The organism is Thalassoglobus sp. (genome assembly GCF_048270125.1).
Classification (GTDB): Bacteria; Planctomycetota; Planctomycetia; order Planctomycetales; family Planctomycetaceae; genus Thalassoglobus.
In genome coordinates, this window is the sequence record NZ_JBLWTN010000002.1 from 361,959 (window position 1) to 382,179 (window position 20,221).

Below are 20,221 nucleotides of genomic sequence, written 5' to 3' on the forward strand. Positions count from 1 at the left end.
GGTGATACGCTTTTTGAAGTAACTCTTCTGAAAACAAACAGTTATGTCTACGATCGAGAAAATTGAAGCACAAACTCGTACTGTCCAAGGTACGACAGCGAGTCGCCGTCTTCGAACTGAAGGGATTGTTCCCGGAAGTTTGTATGGGCATAAAAAAGGTGCGGTCTGCATCCAGTTGCAAGGTGATGTTGTACATGCCTTGATCAAAGACGGTTCAAAGGTCGTAGACCTCGAAGTCGATGGGGAAGCAGAAACCGCTTTGCTTCGTGATGTCCAGTGGGACACATTCAGTAAACACATTCTGCACGTCGATTTTCTTCGCGTGGATCCTAACGAGCGGATTCAGGTTGAAATTCCCGTGATTCTACGTGGAACTTCTCCAGGCGTACTGGCAGGAGGTCTTCTTGACCATCAAATGCACGCTTTGGAAATTGAATGTCTGGCAGTTGAGATCCCCGATTCAATTCAGGTTCGAATCGGAAGCCTCAACATCGGGGATGCAATTCACGTCGGTGATCTTCAAGATTTACCACGTGGAGTCAAAGTCATCAGCCCTGAAGATTCAGTTGTTGTTCAAGTTGCTGAAGCTGTTAAAGAAGAGGCTGAACCGGCTGCAGACGATGAAGCGGCAGGTGAAGAGGGAGCAGCTGAGGGTGATGAAGCACCTGCTAAAGAATAGTATTGATAGTCAGGCTCTGGCAGGTTCGAAGCCGTGAAAATCGTCGTCGGCCTTGGTAATCCAGGGAAAAAGTACGTGGGAACACGGCATAACATCGGTTTTGATGTTCTGGCTGTATTAGCCCAGAGGTTTTCAGCGGATCGCTGGAAATCAAGTTTTGAGGCAGAGGTGACTGAAATTCAAATTGGTTCCGAGCGAGTGGTACTTGTCGCTCCTCAAACCTTCATGAATCTCAGTGGTCGTAGCGTTCGTGCAGTTGTGAATTTTTATAAAGTTTCACACAGCGAATTGTTACTCGTTCATGACGATATGAATCTGCCAACTGGTCGCTTGCGTCTCCGGGGAACTGGATCTGCAGGAGGCCAGAAAGGATTGCAAAATACAATCGACCAACTTGGGACTTCAGATTTTGCTAGACTCAGAGTTGGAGTCGGACGTCCACCTGGAAAAATGGACGCAGCCAACTACGTTTTGCAAAAGTTTAGTAAGTCCGAGTTTTCCAAAATGGAACACTGTGTCGAACGAGCAGCATCTGCTGTTGAATGCTGGGTTCAGGATGGCGTTGAAAAAGCCATGAATGAGTTCAATCAAACAGCACCAGAAGATGGTGAATCTTTGTGATTTCACAAAGCCTGCAGAAAGCTCGACAAAGACTTTAAGATCATTTTTTCAACAAGTTCAAACACCAACTGCAAAGCTGTCATTCCGGGACAGTCTGGATCAAGAAGAAATCAAGGGGAAGACATTGGCTGAGCGACTTTATGAATGTATGTTCCTGCTGGATAGCGGTCGCTACGCACAGGACCCGCAAGGAACTGAGAAAATCGTTCAAGAGATTCTGGAACGATGCGAAGCAGAACTCGTTGTTTCAACACCATGGCAGGAAGGCAAACTTGCCTACGAAATCGATGGTCATCGCAAAGGCTTGCACTATCTGACTTATTTTAAGATGGATGCTTCGCAAGTCACTGCGTTTACCCGAATTTGCAAACTCAATGAGGTTGTGATTCGGCAGCTGCTGTTGGATCACGATGAGAAGTTGTTCTCATTGTTGACTCAACAGGTTCAACCGCCAGAATCTGAAGACAGTGAAGAAGAGCCCGTTGCCGTTGGCGCCGGTGCACAAAATAGCGGTACTGATGATGCCGACAGTACGGAAGACGACGAGTAATTCGTCATTGTTTGCAACTCGTAAGGGAGTGTCATGGCTAGTTTTAATAAAGTCATCCTTGTTGGAAATGTGACCCGTGATCCAGAGGTCAAATACATCAACAACGGAACAGCCGTGACAGATCTCGGCTTGGCAGTCAACCGAACCTGGTTCGACAAGCAACAAAATCAAAGACGTGAAGAAACTACCTTTGTCGATGTCACATTGTGGGGCCGGCAAGCGGAAGTCGCAGGCGAGTATCTTTCTAAAGGACGTTCTGTCCTGATCGAAGGTCGTTTGCAACTCGATAGCTGGGATGATCGTGAAACCGGAAAAAAACGATCCAAGCTTCGAGTGATTGGTGAAAACATGACAATGCTGGGAGGTCGTGGAGATGGAGGCGGAGCTCCTTCTCGTGGCCCATCCAATCAGGGACAGCAAAGTTCAGGACCGAGCGGATCTCCAAACGATGCCGTCGATTCCTTTTATGAATCTGGGCCATCGTCAAACGTCTCTGATGATGACGTTCCGTTTTAGAAACACTAACAAGACTGCTGAAATCGTTATCATCTACTGAAGTGACGATCTCTGATTCAGATATTGTTAAAGATCATTAATTCCAAGAATCATTCGTTTATCAGAGAGACAGCTTTCGAGCTGGTCCAGGAGTGAAGCCATGGTCGTTCAACGCAAACGAGGACAACGCATTCGTTCCGCCGATCGAAAAGGCGGAGTCGAGCTCATGCTGGCAGAAGATGTTCCGAAACTGGGTAACCAGGGGGAAATCATCCGCGTGAAACCCGGTTTTGCTCGTAACTACCTCATCCCAATGGGGCTGGCCACAGTTGCAACACCTGCGAATAAAATGATGGTTGAAAGCCATCGTAAACGTCAGGAAGAAGCTCAGATTGCTCGCCGTAAGTCGATCAAAGCTTTGGGCGATAAGATCAAGAATTACAGCGTGACTCTCGAAGCCAATGCCACTGACGAAGGTCAATTGTACGGTTCGATTGTTGCCAGTGATGTGAGTAAAGCACTCAAAAGTGCAAATTACGAAGTCGAAGCATCACACGTCCAAATGGAAGGTCCGATCAAGTCGCTTGGAATGTACACCATTCCAATCATCTTGGACCATGATGTGAAAACAGAAGTCAAGGTTTGGGTCGTTCCAACAGCTTCGATCAAGTAATCTCGGCAGTCAGGTCGGCATAGTTAGTCGGCAGAAAGATTGCGTTCTTTGTATCTCAATCTTTCGTCTGCTACTTGTGGCGTGCGAATTCAATAACATCCCGTCAGTTTTCTGGCGGGATGTTTGCATGTCCACAGAAGGAATTTCAGTTCATCTCGGATGCTGCTGACTTTGACGCACTTGTTGATGTCAGTCGGGGTTCTGAGACGGGATGCCTGGAGAGTTACTCTCCTGGAGCAGTTCGCTCGACCGTTTGCCTGTGAAGTACGCGTTTCATCCATAAAATTACAGTTCGCTACGAGGCAGAACCTGCACACCAATTCGAAAGCTGCTCATAGTCGTGAGTATGAGGTTCACTTTTTAAGACTTCATAAGCTTCTCGGCGCGAGGTTGAACTTAAAGACCGATACTGGATTTGATCTAAAATTCTCTGATTAGAGCCACTGAACGATTGCTCCAAAGGAATCAGACGAGACAATGGTCTTGCTTAGGATGCTTTCGTGTTTGTCGTGCTCAAGAAGCTCGGTTTCCCGACTTCATCAGTTGCTCACCACGATGCAGAACTTGAAGACCAATGTTAGATTTGCTCTGGCAGGGGATTCATTTCTTCCCTCTCGCCTGATTCAAAACTGACCAGACAGCTCAATTTTTCTGCTACTGAAAGGAATATGATGGCCAAGGCCAAGGGAAAGGTGAAGGACTCAGGGAACACTGCTACGGATTTCCTTGGAAAGGTTCCACCACAAGACCTCGAAGCAGAAAAATCCGTTCTCGGAAGCCTACTCTTTTCCAGCGAAGCGTTTGACGAAGTCATCCAGCACATTCAGTCTCGCTGTTTTTATACCGATGCTCATCGCAAGATATTTCAGTGCATTCACGATATGTACGAAAAGGGCGTTCGGGCTCTCGACGTCATTACCCTCAAGCACGAACTCGAAAAGCGTGATGAATTCGAGGACATCGGCGGAGCGGTTTATCTCAACGAAGTCATGGGAGCAGTCCCTCACGCCGCCCATGCAGAGTATTACGCAAAAATCGTGCGAGATACCTGGTTGCAACGGAGTCTGATCGAAGCCTGTACCGATTCTTTGCGCGAAGCTTATCACGGCAACGAGGATGTTGAAGAGATCCTCGCCAAAGCGGAAAAGCGAGTTTTCGGGATTGTCGAGCAGCAGGAGAACATCGATAAAATTGATATCTCCGACATTCTTGATTCCACTTTCCAGCGCATCTATGAGCGGATGGACCAGGAAGGAACCGTCAGTGGACTTCATACTGGATTCAACGGGCTTGACGACTTCACAAGTGGGTTTCAGCCCTCGGAGTTGATCGTCCTTGCCGCTCGTCCCAGTATGGGGAAAACGGCACTTGTCTGTAACTTTGCGATGGCTGTCTCCAAGGCGGAGCGGGGAGTTTTGCTCTTCAGTCTGGAGCAATCCAAGATTGAACTTGCAGAGCGTTTGCTCTGTATTCAGGCAAAGATCAGCGGGCATAAACTTCGCCAGGGAGAACTCGATGAGTTCGAGCAAAGTATGCTCATGGAGGCTTCCAATGAGATGCGCAAATTCCACATGTTCATCGATGACACCGCCGGTCGAACGATGTCGCAAATTTCGGCAATCGCTCGTCGCTTGAAACGGCGGTCAGTGTTGGACATCGTCATTATCGATTATTTGCAGCTCATCGAAACTGAAGATAAGAACATGCCGCGAGAGCAGCAGATTTCTTCGATTACGCGGCGGTTGAAGTTCCTGGCTAAAGACCTCGACATCCCTGTGATTGCTCTCGCACAGTTGAATCGTGGAGTTGAACAGCGAGAAGATAAACGCCCACGTCTCTCCGACTTGCGAGAAAGTGGAGCCATTGAACAAGACGCCGATATCGTGATGTTCTTGCATCGTCCAGAGGCCTACGATCCAGAAGATCGCCCCGGTGAGGCCGATCTCATCATAGCGAAAAACCGCCATGGTCCCATTGGAACTGTCGAGCTCACCTGGCTGCGAGAAATGCTCAAATTCGGCGACAAGAGCCCGATGACCCTCCCCGAAGGAATGGACTTTTAATTCACTCAACAACTGCAGTGAAGCAAACGCCATCGTAAGTGAAGCAAACTTCATCGTAGTCCGGGACCATTGTCCCGGACAATTCAATGATGAAACAATAGGCGCAGTAGCCCTTGAAAAACATCACATATTTTTGCACTGGCGCAGGTGGATTCGGTTTGTTGATTCTCAGGACGAGTGTTTTTCTCTAGGGCAGTTGCTCTACCGTTTGCCCGTGAAGAACGCATTTCTTTAGAACTGATCCTGAAACTTGAAATTGCTCTCTCAAACGTTGAGGAAAGCATCTATTTCAGAGGTTTTCGGACTGGTTCTAGTAAAAATGCTGAGCCACGAGGCAGAACCTGCAAGCAATTCGAAAGATGCTCTAATCTGTTCCAATGCGGTAGAGCGCAGTCGTTGTTCGAATCAGCAGGTCGTTCTCGACGATTGCGGGGGTGGCTTTAATGCCGTCTTCCAACCGATTGGCGTGGTTGACGCGAGGTTTTTTTGTGTGCGGATCGATGATCTTTGTGACGCCCTCTTCGCTGCAGAGATAGATCAGGCCGCTGGCATAGATCGGTGATGCGGAGAAATTCCCGCCGACGCGGAGCACCCATTTCCGTTTCCCGGATTGTAAGTCGAGTCCCGTTGCGACACCCTTGTTCGAGATGATAACCACTTGATCATCAATAATGATCGGCGAGGGAATATCCGGTATCGGGCCGCGGAACTTCCACTTTCGATGCGATTCTGTGATGTCGCCTGAACCGTCGAGAGTGACTGCCCAAAGTTCTGGTTGAAAGTAACCGGTACAAAAGACTGCGATGTTCCCTTGAGCGGTCGGGCAGGGGACCGTCGAAAACCCAACGTAACGGGCATGCCAGATTTCGTTTCCTGTTGCGGGATCGTACGCGTGAATCTGATCTGCACCTGGGCTGAGGAGTTGAGTGGCTCCCTTGTATTCGTACAGAAGCGGTGTTGAAAATGCTCGGTGAGTAATCGGATTCGGTCGCAGCGGCGCGGAGCGTTTTCTTTCCCAGCGGAGAGAGCCATCTTTGAGATCGAGAGCGACGACTCTTTGTTGTTGTGCACCATCTAAAGTCAGAATCAACATGTCCTCATAGATGACAGGCGAACTGCCGGGACCACCCTGATGCTCTACTGGAAAGTCGTTGTTCTTCCAGAGGATACGCCCCGATTCACAATCTATGCAGGCTGTTCCGTATGTTCCGAAGTGGACATACAATCGTTTGTCCTTGAGAACCGGCGTCGGAGAGGCGTAGCTGTTGTCGTGATGAATTTTTTCGAGATATTGAGGTTCGAAAACCGTAAGATTTTTGTCGAGCTTTCCGTTTGAGAGATTAACTGAAACGACGCCGAGGATCTTTCCGTCGGAAGTGGCGGTCGTCAGCCAGCAGGTTTCGCCATCGTGAACTGGTGACGAGTGACCAAGGCCCGGGATTTCGCACTTCCAGCGGACATTTTCTTTCTCGCTCCATTCGATGGGTAGCGAAACGTTCTCGATGATTCCCTGTCCACCTGGTCCACGAAACTGCGGCCACACTTTGATTTGGGCAGAAACCGGCGCGGTGAATGCACTGGAGATTAATATGCCCAAGATGCATAAGAAGGCTTTGCTCGAAAGGTGTTCTCTGTTTACGTGAAACTTGCCTGGAGCATGCTGAATGCTTTTCGCGCCCGTGAACATCGCTTTCACCACTCGACAGGCTGCTTGCCTCCAGGGAGGACGCGAAGACCAATTTTGGTTTTGCTCTAGAGCAGTTTGCTCTACCGTGTGCCCGTGAAGAACGCATTTCTCTAGTAAAAATGCTGTTCGCCACGAGGCAGAACCTGCAAACCAATTCGAAAGATGCTCTAGCATGAGAATCGCTTATGAAGTCTTGCGTTTGGGGTGTGACGTTTCAGGGTGTCCATGATGCACTCTCGAAGTAATTGCGATACAGGTCAATCCCGATTGATGTGTTGGCTGGCTTGGCTCATTTTTCATCGGCTTTCGTTAACATGCAGCTAAGAGTCGGTTGAGTTGAGCGAATCATGAAGAGGTCGATTTGCCATTTCAAAGACTTCGCACGCATTCGTGCTTCTGGTGAACGTGAAGAGCCTCTTTCATCGAGGAAAATACTGTAGCCGCGAGACAGCACGCGTATATGATTTCAGGAAATGAGATTCATTAGAGTTTCTCGGGGCTGTGAAGCGAGTCTTTCATCAGAGAAAATCCTGTACATCACGAGATAGAACGATTACATCATGTCCGGGGATGTTCTAGAACTGACCCTGAATCTTGAATTTTCTCTCTCAAGCATTGAGAAAAGTGGCTATTTCAGAGGTTTTCGGACAGATTCTAAAAACACTCAACAGACTTCCGGGATTGATACCTTTTTACTTGTATGAAGCTCCGTTGTTCAGATTTATTTAGAGCAAAGAAGAATGAGCAAAAAAATAGTAACACATTCAACGACGATTATTGCAGTCAAACATAATGGCAAAATTGCCATTGGGGGTGATGGGCAAGTGACCTATGGCGATATGGTCTTGAAGCAGGATACCCGCAAGATTCGCAAAATTTTGAACGATTCTGTCGTCGTCGGATTTGCTGGATCGACGGCTGACGCGTTTGCATTGCTGGAGCGGTTCGAAGAGAAGGCGAAAGACTTCCCGGGGAATCTTCCTCGCGCAGCGACTGAACTTGCACGGGACTGGCGAACAGATCGAATGTTGCGAAAGCTTGAAGCGATGCTCATTGTGATCAACGACGAGCATCAGATGCTGATTACCGGGCAGGGAGATGTCGTTGTTCCGACAGATGGGGTGATTGGAATCGGATCGGGTGGGCCGTATGCGGTTTCTGCTGCTCGCGCGCTCTTGCGTCATTCTGAATTAGCAGCTGGCGAGATCGTTCGCGAAGCATTGATGATTGCATCAGAAATTGACGTCTACACAAACGAGAACATCATTGTCGAGGAAATCACGTGTCGGAACTAACACCTAAAGAAGTCGTTGCCAAGTTGGACGAACATATTATTGGTCAGCATGATGCCAAACGCGCAGCTGCGATTGCGTTGCGTAATCGCTGGCGCTGGAAGCAGCTTCCAGAAGAAATGCGTAAAGAGGTCACACCGAAAAATATGATGATGATCGGACCGACCGGAGTTGGAAAGACAGAGATCAGTCGTCGGCTGGCTCGCCTGACTGGGGCTCCGTTCATCAAGGTTGAAGCTTCCAAATATACCGAGGTCGGATATTACGGACGCGATGTTGAAAGTATGGTCCGCGATCTGGTCGAGGCAGCGATTCAAATTGTTAAAGCCACCAAACGGGATGAGGTGTTGCCGAAAGCAAAGCAACGTGTCGAAGAACGCATTCTCGATCTACTCGTTCCGACGGAATCGACATGGACTCAAGAGGAGGACCCGGAAGCTGAGGCGCGCCATCAGCGAACTCGCGAGAAGTTTCGTGAAATGCTCGCAGCTAAGGAACTCGAAACACGCGAAATCGATATCAGCATCGAACAGCGACATACACCCATGCAAATCTTTTCGAACATGGGTGTCGAGCAGATGGATACGAATCTGCAAAACATGTTCGAGAAGATCATGCCCAAGCAGCGGAGTCATCGCAAGGTGACAGTTGAGGAGGCGCGCGGCTTGTTGCTCGAACAGGAAGTTGAAGGTCTGATGGACCCGGATGCGATTCATGCGGAAGCGATTGAGCTTTCTGAAGAGACCGGAATGATCTTTATTGATGAGATCGACAAAATCGCCGGTGGGGCAGAAGGTTCAAAGAGCGCCGATGTGAGTCGGCAAGGTGTGCAACGAGATTTGCTGCCGATCGTGGAGGGGACGACGGTTCAAACTCGATATGGGAACGTCAAAACGGATCACATGCTCTTTATCGCAGCTGGAGCATTTCATCGTACACGTCCCTCGGATTTAATGCCCGAACTTCAGGGACGCTTTCCAATTCGTGTTGAACTTCACGATCTCACTCAGGAAGACTTCCTGAAAATTTTGACCGAACCTGCAAGCTCTCTCACTCAGCAATATGTGTCACTCCTGGAAACTGAAGGCGTCACTGTAGAGTTCGAAAAGGAAGGTTTGCAGTCGCTGGCTGACATCGCCTTCCAACTCAATCAGTCGTCGCAAAATATTGGAGCCCGACGATTGCATACCGTGTTGGAGCATTTGCTGGAAGAGGTCAGTTTTGAAGCTCCCGACCTTAAAGGCCAAACAATCAAAATCGATGCGAATTATGTGAATCAGAAACTCGCTTCTGTGATGAAATCCGAGGATATGAGCAAGTTTATCCTCTAATCTGAAGTTTCTCACACCTTATGGCGTGAGAGTCTGAGACTGTGGTCTCAGCCTTCGACATGTTCGATGACCGGTCAGTTTATTAGAGGGATTACGCTGACTCGAAGTTCGTATCATTTTCTAGAGGTTCTTAACTGCGTGTCACGCCACACTTTACATGCAAGCATGTGTTTGTGTCCTGAAAACGAGCAAATGGCACGCAGCTTGCTTATCTTCTCTAACACAACAAGAAAGAAAGCAACAAGAACTGATAACAGGAGGATTTGATATGTTTAAGAAGATCATGCTCGCAGGATGTGCTTTCGCAATGATGAGTTTTGGTGGCCTTGGAACTGTCGAAACAGCTGAAGCCGCTACGTGGCGAACACCTCGTGCGAATCGAATCATTCGTCGATCTCGTGAAATCCAAAGGGATTACAGGCAGATAAACCGTCAATATGACCGTCTTGGTCGACGGTGGGACAACCGCTATTACAGCCCTTATCGAGGTCGTTATTACAACGGGTATCGGGGATATCGAGGCTACCGCGGAAACGATCGTGGTTATATCCACACACCTTATTTCTCGATTGGATTTTAATCCAGTTGTGACCGAACCATCTTCGGGTGAGTTCGAACTTTAAAACGCGAACTTCTGAGTTCGCAATATTTCTGTCCCGGCTCTTCGTCTTGAAGAGCCGGGATTTTTTTTGTTCCACTCACCCAGAAGGGAACTGCCGTTGTTTCGCACAAGCTCTCAAAACCCGGAGTCAGTGGACGTGAACCAGTTGGGCGATCTCAGTTTCAGTCACATTTCCAATCACTGAATTTCAGCCTTCATAAATTCAGCGTGCATGAGAAATTTCTGTGAATACTTGAGTCCGAGCCCGCCTTTGCGGGTCGTGCGATCTCGATGTACTGAAAAAATGGCTGCTTGCGGTTCAATTCTCCGTTCTCTGGTTTGCGCATGACGATTGATGTTGTATAAATAGGTGTGGATTTATTCGCTCTGACAAAGCTAGTTGTGTGGCCACGGTCCCTGTGAATCACAGCGAGTTCAGAAGTCTTATTTGCGTTTCCATTCTTGCCTGAGAGTGCTCCGTGCGAACTTGTACTGCGATTATTTTTCTGTTTTTCCCCTTCATCTCCTGTTTAGCAAATGATCGGGATGGTCTGGACTTCTTTGAGAAGAAAATCCGTCCAGTGCTGGTGAAGCATTGTTACGAGTGTCACTCTGCCGACAGTGAGGCACTTAAGGGTGGGTTGTTGGTGGACTCATCTCCCGGATTACTGAAGGGGGGAGACTCTGGACCATCTTTGGTTCAAGGAAAACCTGATGAGAGCCTGCTTCTTGAAGCGTTGAAATTTGAATCGTTTGAGATGCCCCCGGCTGGAAAACTTCCCGACGAAGTGATCGCAGATTTCGAGAGATGGATCGCAATGGGGGCTCCTGACCCTCGCACAGAAATGATTACGCATGCTCAGTCGGCAAAGGGGATTGATCTCGAAGCAGGAAGGCAGTTCTGGGCGTTTCAGCTTCCAGAGGAGCATGTGGTTCCTGATGTTCAACAAGTCGATTGGCCCAGAAACTGGATTGATCAATTTATCTTGCATCGCCTTGAAGAGGAATCGCTGACCCCAGTGGCTGATGCTGAGCGAGAGACTCTTCTTCGCAGAATTGCTTATGACCTGACCGGTCTTCCCCCTTCGCCGAATGATGTCGAAAGTTTGCTTTATTCGGATGATAAAAATGCGATCGACGAATACATCGATCGTTTGTTGAACTCTCCGCAATTTGGAGAGCACTGGGGCCGACATTGGCTCGACGTTGCACGTTATGCAGATTCGAATGGTGGAGATTTCAACGCGACGTTTCACAACGCTTGGCGATACCGCAACTATGTGATCGACACTTTCAATCACGATCGACCTTACAACGAATTTGTGATCGAACAGGTTGCCGGAGATTTGCTCGATGCTAACTCTGTTGAGGAGCGGACACGACAAATTGTGGCGACCGGATTCTTGATGTTCGGTGCGAAGATGCTTTCCGAACGTGATAAAGAAAAATTACGAATGGATGTCGTCGATGAGCAAGTCACTGCGATAGGCAAGGGCTTTATGGGAATGACACTTGGCTGTGCTCGCTGTCATGATCATAAGTTCGATCCGATTCCAACAGCTGACTACTATGCGATCGCAGGCATTCTGAGAAGCACACAAACGCTTGATGGGGAAATTCAGAAATACGTCTCGAACTGGACGCGTCAACCGCTCCCCATGACGCCGGAACATGAAGCCTCTCTGGCGGCGTACAATGAAACATCAGGTCGATTGAAAAAGTCAATCAAAGATGTTGAGGCAAAACTGAAGTCGACCGAAGCAAACTCTTCTCATTCAAAGATTCTGAAGCAAGGAATCCTGGTGGATGATTCGGAAGCTGAGCTTGTAGGCGATTGGAAAAAATCAACCTATTCCAAAAACTTCATCGGCAAAGGGTACATCCACGATGACCAAAAAGATCGGGGACAGAAGAAGGCGATCTTCACAATCGATGTTCCTAAAGATGGAGAATATGAAGTCCGCTTCGCATTTGCCGGGACGAATGGGCGAGCGACAAACGTGCCTGTGACAATCCGACATGCTCAGGGTGAGGAGTCATTTAAGGTCGACCAGTCCAAGCAGGCACCGATTCTGACGATGCTGAAACCACTCGGGCGCTTTCAATTCTTGAAAGAGAAACCGGTTGTCGTAGAAATTTCGAATCAGGATGCGAATGGATATGTGCTTGTCGACGCGATTCAACTCGTTTCCGTGGAGGAACTGAACCAACTCACCGAGGAGGATGACACCGGCTTGCTTGCCGAAATCGAATCGCTTCAAAAACAGCTGAGTCAACTCAAAGCGGAACTCAAAGACGTCGACGCGAATGCTCCTCCCCCCGCTCCGAAAGCATTGGCGGTTTTGGAGGAAAAAGAGCAAGGAGATTATTTTGTTTGCATCCGAGGAGAACATCGAAACCTGGGACCGAAAGTGACTCGTGGATTCTTAAAGGTTGCGAGTTTCGAAGGAGCCCCAGAAATTGAAGATGGCCAAAGTGGGCGGCTAGCCTTAGCGAAATGGCTTGGAGATGCCCGACATCCTTTAACCGCCCGCGTGTACGTCAACAGGGTTTGGCATCACTTACTGGGAGCGGGACTGGTTCGAAGTGTCGATAACTTTGGGCATTTGGGAGAACGACCGACGCACCCTCTGTTGCTCGATCAACTCGCTGTCAAATTCATTGAACATAACTGGTCGACGAAATGGCTTGTCAGAGAAATTCTGACCAGCCGAACCTACCAATTATCAAGCCAGTATGATGAACAGCGCTGGCAGGCTGATCCTGAGAACCGGTTGCTTTGGCGAGCCCATCGAAAGCCGCTTCCGGCAGAATCGATTCGTGACTCGATGCTGTTGGCGACTGAAGAACTGGACTTCTCGCCTGGGGGACCGCCCGTTGCTAATCTCGGCACGCTAGTCACTCAAAACACTCCAAACGACAAGGGGGTGAAGCTCGATTCTACGAACATCAGGACGGTCTACCAGCCGGTGATTCGGAATGAACTTTCCTCGTTGCTGCGAGTTTTTGATTTTGCTGATCCCGATTTTGTTTCTGGTCAACGTGCACACACAACTGTTCCGACACAGGCATTGTGGATGCTCAACGGTCCATTTATCGCCGAACAATCAGCGAAGGTCGCTGAGCGTTTGAATCAGCAGGAATTATCGACAGACAGTGAAAAACTCGAACAATTATATGTTGTGATTCTCGGCCGACCGCCGAGCGAACAGGAAACGGAAGTCTCCCTCAAATTCCTGAGTTCAAAAGAAGTCGAAACCAATGAGGCCTGGACTGACTTGGCACATGCCTTGTTTGCATCTTCCGCATTTCGCATGCTGGATTAATCAGCGAGCTTCCAAAAGATTGATAATGCAAGATCGGATTCGGAATGTGATTGAATGAAATTCATCAGCTAGACCAGTTTGCTCAACCATGTGCCTGGGAAGATCACTTTCACGACTCCGTAAACTGCTTACCACGAAGCAGAACTTGAAGACGAACATTAGATTGACGCGAGAACACGCAATGTTTCATACACGACGAGACCATCTGAAGCAGATGCTTGCTGGATCGGTTGGCCTGTCAATGGCCGGATTGACGGGGCAAACGCTGGAGGCTTCGACAGTCCAGACGCAATTCACTCATCATACCCCCAAGGCAAAGCGGGTCATCTTTCTGTTCATGCATGGAGGCCCGAGCCATGTCGACCTGTTCGATTATAAGCCGGAGTTGCAGAAGCGAGATGGTGGTGAGTTGCCATTTGAAACACCGTCGAACATCGACGCGAAACGAGTGCTAATGAAGTCTCCCTGGAGCTTCAAGCAGTATGGTGAATGCGGTCAATGGGTTTCAGAACTCTTGCCACACACTGCCAAAAAGGTTGACGATTTGAGTCTCATTCTGTCTATGCACAGCAAAGGTCAGTCGCACGGACAAGCCGTTTCCATGTTGCATACTGGAAGTGATAACCTTGTACGCCCTTCGTTGGGAGCATGGGTGTCGTATGGGCTGGGAACAGAGAACAGCAACTTGCCATCCTTTGTTTCGATAGGACCATCGAGTGGGCATGGCGGTCCACGTAACTATGGTTCGGCGTTTCTGCCGGCTGAGCATCAAGCGACGACGATTGGTCGGCAAGGCAAAATCGGCAACGCAAAAATTGAACATCTGATGGCGGACAGCAAGTCTCCTCAGCGAGACAAGCGGCGGCTTTCTCTCATTCAGTCCTTGAATCAATCTCACCTGGATCGGCTCGGTCCGGATAAGCGAATTTCCGGAATGATCGAGGCGTACGATCTCGCCAGCCGGATGCAGCGATCCGCTCCGGAAGTTCTGGACCTTTCCAAAGAGTCTCCGGAAACCCAGGCATTGTATGGAATCGGCACGAAAGAGACCGACAACTTCGGACGGCAATGTCTGCTCGGCCGTCGGCTCCTCGAAGCGGGAGTCCGTTTTGTTGAACTCTCAACGGGAAATGTCTGGGATCAACATGGTGGACTCAAGGCAGGGCATGAGAAAAACGCACTTGCGACCGATCAACCGATTGCCGGATTACTGACTGATTTGGAATCGCGAGGTCTCCTGGAAGACACACTCGTCGTCTGGACAGGAGAGTTTGGCCGAACTCCGACAGTTCAAGGGAGTAACGGGCGCGATCATAACCCACAAGGATTCTGCAGCTGGCTTGCTGGGGGCGGAGTGAAGAGCGGCTTCTCGTTTGGACAAACCGACGATTTCGGTTATCACGCAGCTGTGGACCGCGTTCACATGCACGACTTGCATGCGACAATCCTGCACTTGCTGGGAATCAATCACGAGGAACTGACTTATCGCTTCGCCGGACGAGATTTCAGATTGACGGATGTCGCTGGCAGAGTCGTTGACGAAATTATCGCCTGATAAAACGGTCGTGAAACGCTGAGTGCCTTAATACGACGCCTCTCCAGAGGCAGTAATATTGATCGGTTCGAGTCCCAGTCGTTTCCGGCATTCGTCGAGAATGTCCTTGGTCCGACTCGCACCACAGCGAGAGACTCCGAGTGCTTTGACAGCCAGCAGCCCGTCGAAATCGCGAACACCACCGGCAGCTTTTACCTGCACATGTTCCGCAGCGTGCTTTCGCATAAAGATGAGATCTTCATGCGTCGCGCCGCCGGTTCCATAACCGGTGGATGTTTTGACCCAGTCGACATTGAGCTCGCTGCAAATCTCGCACAGTCGAATTTTCTGGTCATCGTTGAGGTAGCAGTTCTCGAAGATGACTTTTAATTTCTGCCCTGCGCTGTGGGTGACCTCGACAACAGACCTGACTTCTTCGCGAACATATTCCCAGTCACCGCTGAGAACTTTGGAGATGTTCACGACCATGTCGAGTTCTTCGCAGCCATCAGCAATGGCCTGTTTGGCTTCAGCATGTTTGATGGTAGACGTGTGCCCACCGTGCGGGAAACCGATTGTGGTCGATGCTTTGACAGTGCTGCCTTTGAGCTTCTCAGCACATTGCTTTAATGCAAAAGGCATGATGCAGACTGAAGCAACATCGTAGGCCAAAGCAAGTTCGATTCCCGATTCGAGATCCGCTGCATTGAGCGTTGGGCTGAGAAGCGAATGATCAATCATTTTTGAAAGATCGGAGTAAGAGTCGTCCATGTTTGTGCTCGTGTTTCGGTTTCAACAGATACGATCAATGCGGCGTCGAACTACTCGATGTTCGGAATGTAGTTTCGCAGGTATGTACAACTTTGCTGAAGAGACTGGAAGCGAGTCGTCAACGATCCCTCGTAGACTCGATCTTCTACCTCAACACAAACCGGACCGTCGTAACCTGAGTCACCGAGAATTGAGAAGAATTGTCCCCAGTTGACATCCCCCATCCCTGGCAGTTTGGGAGTGTGATGCTCCATCGGGTTCGCCAGAATTCCAACACTATTCAATCGGTCACGGTCAATGCGAACATCTTTGGCATGGACATGGAAGATTCGGTCTGCAAACTCTTTGAGTGGCTCTAAATAATCCATGTGTTGCCAGACCATGTGTGACGGATCGTAGTTCAGTCCGAAGTTCGGGCTGGGGATGTCGCTGAACATGCGACGCCAAATCGCTGGGCTGATCGCGAGGTTTTTGCCGCCGGGCCATTCATCATTTGAAAAGAACATCGGGCAGTTTTCGATACCGATACGAACTGAATGTTGCTCAGCCAGTTCGACCAAGGGGCTCCAGAGATCAAGAAAGCGAGGCCAGTTGTCATCGATTGATTTTGACCAATCTCGACCGATGAAAGAGTTCACTCGGTTCAGTCCAAGTTGTGGAGCTGCTTCGATCAGTCGACGAAGATGTTCGATCGCGGTCTGCGATTCTTGTTGATCTGGAGAGAGTGGATTCGGGTAATACCCCAGCGCACTGATGGAGACTCCATATCTGTCGGAGAGTTCCTGAATCTCGCGAATCGAGTTGTCATTCAAACCGGTCACATCGATGTGCGTCACTCCGGCGTAACGCCGCTCTGCTTTCCCGGGAGGCCAGCACATGACTTCCACGCAGTCATAGTTCAGCTGGGACGCGATTGCAAAAACTTCTTCCAGAGTCTGGTCTGGGAGGATGGCGCTAGCGAATCCGAGTTGCATCATTGAAGTTCTCCTGCATGGGACGTACATGTTTTCTGTGATTGAGTGGGTGGATTTTAGTAAGTCTTCTGCGTGAGGCGTAGACTCTTGACCTGCTGGGAAAAAGATTCCTGAGGAGATGGAAGTTCTCGGGCAGTGTGCGAAGACCATTTCGAAAGAGAATCAAATGCTTCCGATGAGATTGTTCTGGGTGAACCCTCAGAAATTTAGATTCCTGAGACTTTACCACAACAACTCCGCAGTTGATTCACCTTGTCGATGCTGAATTGTTTGTACAGCTGCTATCTGAAAAAACGATGAAACTCTGAAGAGCCAATCTGGGCGAGATCGGTGAATTGCAACTTCGTATCGATTCGAATTACGATTCATTCTTCTCGAACATTCAACGAAGAATAGAAATGACACACGAACAGCTCCGCAAAATTCTCCTTGACGGAATCGCAATTCCAGCCCATCCACTCGTTTTGGATGCATCCCGGAAATTCGACGAACGGCGACAACGGGCACTCAGCCGGTATTATCTGGCTGCCGGAGCAGGGGGACTGGCGGTTGGGGTTCATACGACTCAATTTGCGATTCATGAACCGGGGGGGCTCTACGAACCGGTCCTTCAACTTGCAGCAGAAGAAATGAATCGCGTAAGCGACCGTCCCCTCGTACGAATTGCGGGTGTGATTGGCAAGACAGAACAAGCTGTCCGTGAAGCCGGAATCGCCCGCGAAGCTGGTTACGATGCTGCGTTATTAAGTGTCTCGGCGATGAAAGGGTCAAGCGAAGACGAGTTGATCGCTCACTGCAAGGCAGTTGCGGATGTCATCCCGCTGTTCGGTTTTTATCTTCAGGAAAGCGTCGGCGGGATGGATTTACCGTATTCTTTCTGGCGGAAGTTTGTTGAAATTGAAAACGTGGTTGCGATCAAGATTGCGGCCTTTGATCGTTATAAAACAATTGATGTCATCCGGGCTCTCGCAGAATCCGAACGTGAAGATGTTGCACTCTACACCGGAAACGATGACAACATTATCCAGGATTTGCTGACGACGTATCGATTCAAGGTTGGTGAGAAAACGATCGAAAAGCAATTTTCCGGTGGCCTGCTCGGGCATTGGGCGGTCTGGACGAAAAAGTCTGTTGAACTTCTTGAGCGAGCGAAGGCAGAGAAAGCAAACGGCCCAGCTTCGCAAGAGATGATGGTCATCAACAATGAAACGACCGACGCGAACGCTGTCCTTTTCGATGCATCCAATTCCTTCCGCGGTTGCATTCCCGGTTTGTCAGAGGTTCTTCGTCGACAAGGGTTGCTGGAGGGGACATGGTGCCTGGATGAAAAGGAAGTCTTAAGTCCCGGCCAGAGTGAAGAGATCGATCGGCTTTACCGATCATACCCTCACCTGACTGATGATGATTTTGTGAAAGAACATCTCGATGAATGGCTGACTTAATAACTCTTCGCCACGAGGCAGATCCTGCAAACCAATTCGAAAGATGTTCTAACCGCTTCTTGGAAGGTCGAGAAGCTTTGAGAAGCGGTCGAGCACTTTTTCTTTGAGCTTTGCGAACTCGGGTGAGTCGAAGTCTCCTGAGCGGACCAGGTGAAAGGCTTCCTTGCGGGCCTGTTCGAGCACTTTTTCGTCTTTGAGGAAATCGGCAAATCGCAACGGGAGAGCACCATGCTGCCGCGTGCCCAACACATCTCCGGGGCCACGGAGTTCAAAATCCTGCTCCGCGACGACAAAACCATCTGAGGAATTTTCTAACGCTGCTAACCGTGCGTTGGATTCAGGAGAGTCTGAACTTGAAACGAGGAAACAGTATCCGCGATGTTTTCCGCGAGCGATGCGCCCCCGCAACTGATGCAGCTGAGAAAGCCCGAATCGTTCCGCGTCGAGAATGACCATGAGTGTTGCATTCGGAACATCAACGCCGACTTCGATGACAGTCGTAGAGACGAGGACGTCGATCTCGTGGTCTCGAAAGGCAGCCATTGTTTCGTTTCGTTCTTCACGATCAATCCGCCCATGTACCAGGCCCAGCTTGAAATCAGGCAAGCTCGCTTTCATCTTCAGGAAGGTCTCCTCTGCTGAGGCGGCTTCCATTTTGGAACTCGTGTCGACGAGCGGGCAAACGATGTACATCTGCCTGCCGGATCGCAACTTCTCTTTCAAAAACTCCCACGCTTTCCGCTTCTGAGGGCTGGTTGAAATCCGGCTGGTGACGACAGGTTGTCGTCCTTTCGGTCGATCTTTGACAATGGTGATGTCGAGATCGCCGAACTGCGTCAGGCAGAGCGTGCGAGGGATCGGTGTCGCCGTCATCACTAGAATATGAGGAGGTGGACCGGAATCGTTCGAGAATTGTGCCCGCTGTGCGACACCAAATTTGTGTTGCTCGTCGATGATGACCATCCCCAGCTTCTCAAACGAAACGCCCTTTTGAATCAGTGCTTGAGTTCCCACGACCAGTTGAATACTTCCAGAGGCAAGCCCATCGAGAACGCGTTGGCGTTCTTTGGGAGTCAGGCTTCCGGTGAGAAGTTCTTTCTCGATTCGGCTTTCTCCAAGGAGTTCAGAGAGCGTCTCCCAATGCTGATTGGCGAGCAGTTCCGTCGGAGCCATCAGCGCTCCCTGGTAACCATGGGCGATGGCGACCAGCAAGGCATAAATTGCGACTACCGTTTTCCCCGCTCCAACATCTGCCTGGATGAGCCGGTGCATTGCGTACCCGGATCGGAGATCGTTGGACAAATCTTTTATGGCAAGGTTTTGACCATCGGTTAATTGAAATGGAAAAAGTCGGCGGATGCGGGCATCAATTTTAGCTGTCGTTTCAAACTTCGGCGCGTTCTGACGAGCACGCCATTGACGTCGTCGAAGTGCCAAGCCGAGTTGAAATTCGAAGAGATCGTCGAACACAATTCGGCGTCGAGCCGCGTCGTATTCGTCTTTTGAAGATGGCTGATGAACAGATTGGATCGCCTTGCTTAAACTTGGCATCTTCAATCGTGCCCGAAATGATTCCGGGAGCGGATCAGGAATTTGATCGATGACTGATTCAATTCCGCTTCCGATGATTTGCCGTAATTTGTGGACCTTCAGGCCATCAGTCAGGCGGTAGCGTGTGAGAATCACCCCACCGGTTTCACTGTCGTCCTCGTCCAGCCATTGCACATTCGGATGGGAGAACTCCCAGCGTCCCTGATTGAATTTTGGTTTCCCGGAGAAAATCACCGACTGTCCTTCAACGAGTCGGTTTCGCATCCATGGTTGATTGAACCAGACTCCGCGCACGAAGTCACTTGAACAATCGAGCAGCGCAGCTGTCATCGTACGGTTGTTTCGCAAGAGACGCGCGTCGACGTCGACCACTTTTCCCCGAACCGTTTGTGGTTTGTCAGCTTTAAGTTCTTCGGGCGGACAAACATGTGAGAAATCGAGAATGTCACGCGGAAGGGTCCAGAGGAGATCCTCAATCGTCTCGACATTCAACTTCCGTAGCAGCTCTGCCCATCTGGGACCGACTCCCGGAAGGAACTGAACATCAGTATTGAGCGTCAGCTCGGGCATGTGGTGAAAGGGGCGAAGGCGAAGGCTCCGATGGAGGCGCGCCGGTGAATGAAAACTCAAA

General features: G+C 49.7%; 16 protein-coding genes. 12 read left to right on the forward strand and 4 right to left on the reverse strand.

Features of this window, described 5'->3' with window-relative positions; translation table 11 throughout:
• The first annotated feature begins 43 nt into the window (after nucleotides 1-43).
• The 6 genes from ACN0YR_RS03690 to dnaB all read left to right on the forward strand — a co-directional run bounded on the left by ACN0YR_RS03690 (nucleotide 44) and on the right by dnaB (nucleotide 5,081).
• A complete protein-coding gene (locus tag ACN0YR_RS03690) occupies nucleotides 44-679 on the forward strand; it encodes a 50S ribosomal protein L25 (protein WP_417847843.1) in 636 nt (211 codons plus the stop codon).
• Nucleotides 680-712: 33 nt separating this feature from the next.
• Complete coding sequence (pth, locus tag ACN0YR_RS03695) at nucleotides 713-1,300, forward strand: aminoacyl-tRNA hydrolase (protein ID WP_417847844.1); 588 nt, start codon at nucleotides 713-715, stop codon at nucleotides 1,298-1,300.
• A complete protein-coding gene (gene rpsF / locus ACN0YR_RS03700) occupies nucleotides 1,257-1,850 on the forward strand; it encodes a 30S ribosomal protein S6 (protein WP_417847845.1) in 594 nt (197 codons plus the stop codon). Before pth ends, rpsF begins: the two co-directional genes overlap by 44 nt.
• A gap of 33 nt (nucleotides 1,851-1,883) precedes the next feature.
• Entirely contained in the window at nucleotides 1,884-2,366 is a 483-nt protein-coding gene (locus ACN0YR_RS03705) for a single-stranded DNA-binding protein (protein WP_417847846.1), read from the forward strand.
• A 139-nt stretch (nucleotides 2,367-2,505) separates the two neighbouring features.
• Entirely contained in the window at nucleotides 2,506-3,018 is a 513-nt protein-coding gene (gene rplI, locus ACN0YR_RS03710) for a 50S ribosomal protein L9 (protein ID WP_417847847.1), read from the forward strand.
• 668 nt (nucleotides 3,019-3,686) lie between these two features.
• Nucleotides 3,687-5,081 (forward strand): replicative DNA helicase, encoded by a 1,395-nt coding sequence (dnaB, locus tag ACN0YR_RS03715; protein ID WP_417847848.1) that lies wholly within the window; start codon nucleotides 3,687-3,689, stop codon nucleotides 5,079-5,081.
• A gap of 364 nt (nucleotides 5,082-5,445) precedes the next feature.
• Here dnaB and ACN0YR_RS03720 read toward each other — a convergent pair whose 3' ends face one another.
• On the reverse strand, nucleotides 5,446-6,624 hold the full coding sequence (locus ACN0YR_RS03720; protein ID WP_417847849.1) for a PQQ-binding-like beta-propeller repeat protein: 1,179 nt from the start codon (nucleotides 6,622-6,624) through the stop codon (nucleotides 5,446-5,448).
• Nucleotides 6,625-7,508: 884 nt separating this feature from the next.
• Here ACN0YR_RS03720 and hslV point away from each other — a divergent pair.
• The 5 genes from hslV to ACN0YR_RS03745 all read left to right on the forward strand — a co-directional run bounded on the left by hslV (nucleotide 7,509) and on the right by ACN0YR_RS03745 (nucleotide 14,873).
• Nucleotides 7,509-8,063 carry an ATP-dependent protease subunit HslV gene (gene hslV / locus ACN0YR_RS03725; protein WP_417847850.1) on the forward strand — a complete coding sequence of 185 codons (555 nt, stop codon included), beginning with the start codon at nucleotides 7,509-7,511 and terminating at the stop codon, nucleotides 8,061-8,063.
• Entirely contained in the window at nucleotides 8,051-9,391 is a 1,341-nt protein-coding gene (gene hslU / locus ACN0YR_RS03730; protein ID WP_417847851.1) for an ATP-dependent protease ATPase subunit HslU, read from the forward strand. The genes hslV and hslU overlap by 13 nt, the downstream gene beginning before the upstream one ends.
• A 268-nt stretch (nucleotides 9,392-9,659) precedes the next feature.
• Nucleotides 9,660-9,971 (forward strand): hypothetical protein, encoded by a 312-nt coding sequence (locus ACN0YR_RS03735; protein WP_417847852.1) that lies wholly within the window; start codon nucleotides 9,660-9,662, stop codon nucleotides 9,969-9,971.
• Between the two features lie 500 nt (nucleotides 9,972-10,471).
• Nucleotides 10,472-13,318 (forward strand): DUF1553 domain-containing protein, encoded by a 2,847-nt coding sequence (locus ACN0YR_RS03740; RefSeq protein WP_417847853.1) that lies wholly within the window; start codon nucleotides 10,472-10,474, stop codon nucleotides 13,316-13,318.
• A 181-nt stretch (nucleotides 13,319-13,499) separates the two neighbouring features.
• On the forward strand, nucleotides 13,500-14,873 hold the full coding sequence (locus ACN0YR_RS03745; RefSeq protein WP_417847854.1) for a DUF1501 domain-containing protein: 1,374 nt from the start codon (nucleotides 13,500-13,502) through the stop codon (nucleotides 14,871-14,873).
• Nucleotides 14,874-14,900: 27 nt separating this feature from the next.
• On the opposite strand, the gene deoC is transcribed toward ACN0YR_RS03745, so the two are convergent.
• Nucleotides 14,901-15,623: a deoxyribose-phosphate aldolase gene (gene deoC / locus ACN0YR_RS03750; protein ID WP_417847855.1), complete on the reverse strand. Its 723-nt coding sequence runs from the start codon at nucleotides 15,621-15,623 to the stop codon at nucleotides 14,901-14,903.
• Nucleotides 15,624-15,673: 50 nt separating this feature from the next.
• The gene (locus ACN0YR_RS03755) at nucleotides 15,674-16,597 is read right to left on the reverse strand and encodes a sugar phosphate isomerase/epimerase family protein (RefSeq protein WP_417848009.1); all 924 of its coding nucleotides are present in this window, start codon (nucleotides 16,595-16,597) and stop codon (nucleotides 15,674-15,676) included.
• A gap of 398 nt (nucleotides 16,598-16,995) precedes the next feature.
• On the opposite strand from ACN0YR_RS03755, the gene ACN0YR_RS03760 reads away from it, so the two are divergent.
• The gene (locus tag ACN0YR_RS03760; RefSeq protein WP_417847856.1) at nucleotides 16,996-18,039 is read left to right on the forward strand and encodes a dihydrodipicolinate synthase family protein; all 1,044 of its coding nucleotides are present in this window, start codon (nucleotides 16,996-16,998) and stop codon (nucleotides 18,037-18,039) included.
• Between the two features lie 48 nt (nucleotides 18,040-18,087).
• On the opposite strand, the gene recG is transcribed toward ACN0YR_RS03760, so the two are convergent.
• Nucleotides 18,088-20,160, reverse strand: a complete 2,073-nt coding sequence (gene recG, locus ACN0YR_RS03765; RefSeq protein ID WP_417847857.1) for an ATP-dependent DNA helicase RecG — start codon at nucleotides 20,158-20,160, stop codon at nucleotides 18,088-18,090.
• Nucleotides 20,161-20,221 lie beyond the last annotated feature (61 nt).

Excerpts from the sequence above, each read along its gene's own strand:
- ACN0YR_RS03735 (WP_417847852.1), top strand. The coding sequence starts at position 9,660 with ATGTTTAAGAAGATCATGCTCGCAGGATGTGCTTTCGCAATGATGAGT.
- hslV (WP_417847850.1), top strand. The coding sequence starts at position 7,509 with ATGAGCAAAAAAATAGTAACACATTCAACGACGATTATTGCAGTCAAA.
- ACN0YR_RS03755 (WP_417848009.1), bottom strand. The coding sequence starts at position 16,597 with ATGCAACTCGGATTCGCTAGCGCCATCCTCCCAGACCAGACTCTGGAA.
- rpsF (WP_417847845.1), top strand. The coding sequence starts at position 1,257 with ATGAGTTCAATCAAACAGCACCAGAAGATGGTGAATCTTTGTGATTTC.
- recG (WP_417847857.1), bottom strand. The coding sequence starts at position 20,160 with ATGCCCGAGCTGACGCTCAATACTGATGTTCAGTTCCTTCCGGGAGTC.
- dnaB (WP_417847848.1), top strand. The coding sequence starts at position 3,687 with ATGATGGCCAAGGCCAAGGGAAAGGTGAAGGACTCAGGGAACACTGCT.
- ACN0YR_RS03745 (WP_417847854.1), top strand. The coding sequence starts at position 13,500 with ATGTTTCATACACGACGAGACCATCTGAAGCAGATGCTTGCTGGATCG.
- deoC (WP_417847855.1), bottom strand. The coding sequence starts at position 15,623 with ATGGACGACTCTTACTCCGATCTTTCAAAAATGATTGATCATTCGCTT.
- ACN0YR_RS03690 (WP_417847843.1), top strand. The coding sequence starts at position 44 with ATGTCTACGATCGAGAAAATTGAAGCACAAACTCGTACTGTCCAAGGT.
- rplI (WP_417847847.1), top strand. The coding sequence starts at position 2,506 with ATGGTCGTTCAACGCAAACGAGGACAACGCATTCGTTCCGCCGATCGA.
- ACN0YR_RS03705 (WP_417847846.1), top strand. The coding sequence starts at position 1,884 with ATGGCTAGTTTTAATAAAGTCATCCTTGTTGGAAATGTGACCCGTGAT.
- ACN0YR_RS03760 (WP_417847856.1), top strand. The coding sequence starts at position 16,996 with ATGACACACGAACAGCTCCGCAAAATTCTCCTTGACGGAATCGCAATT.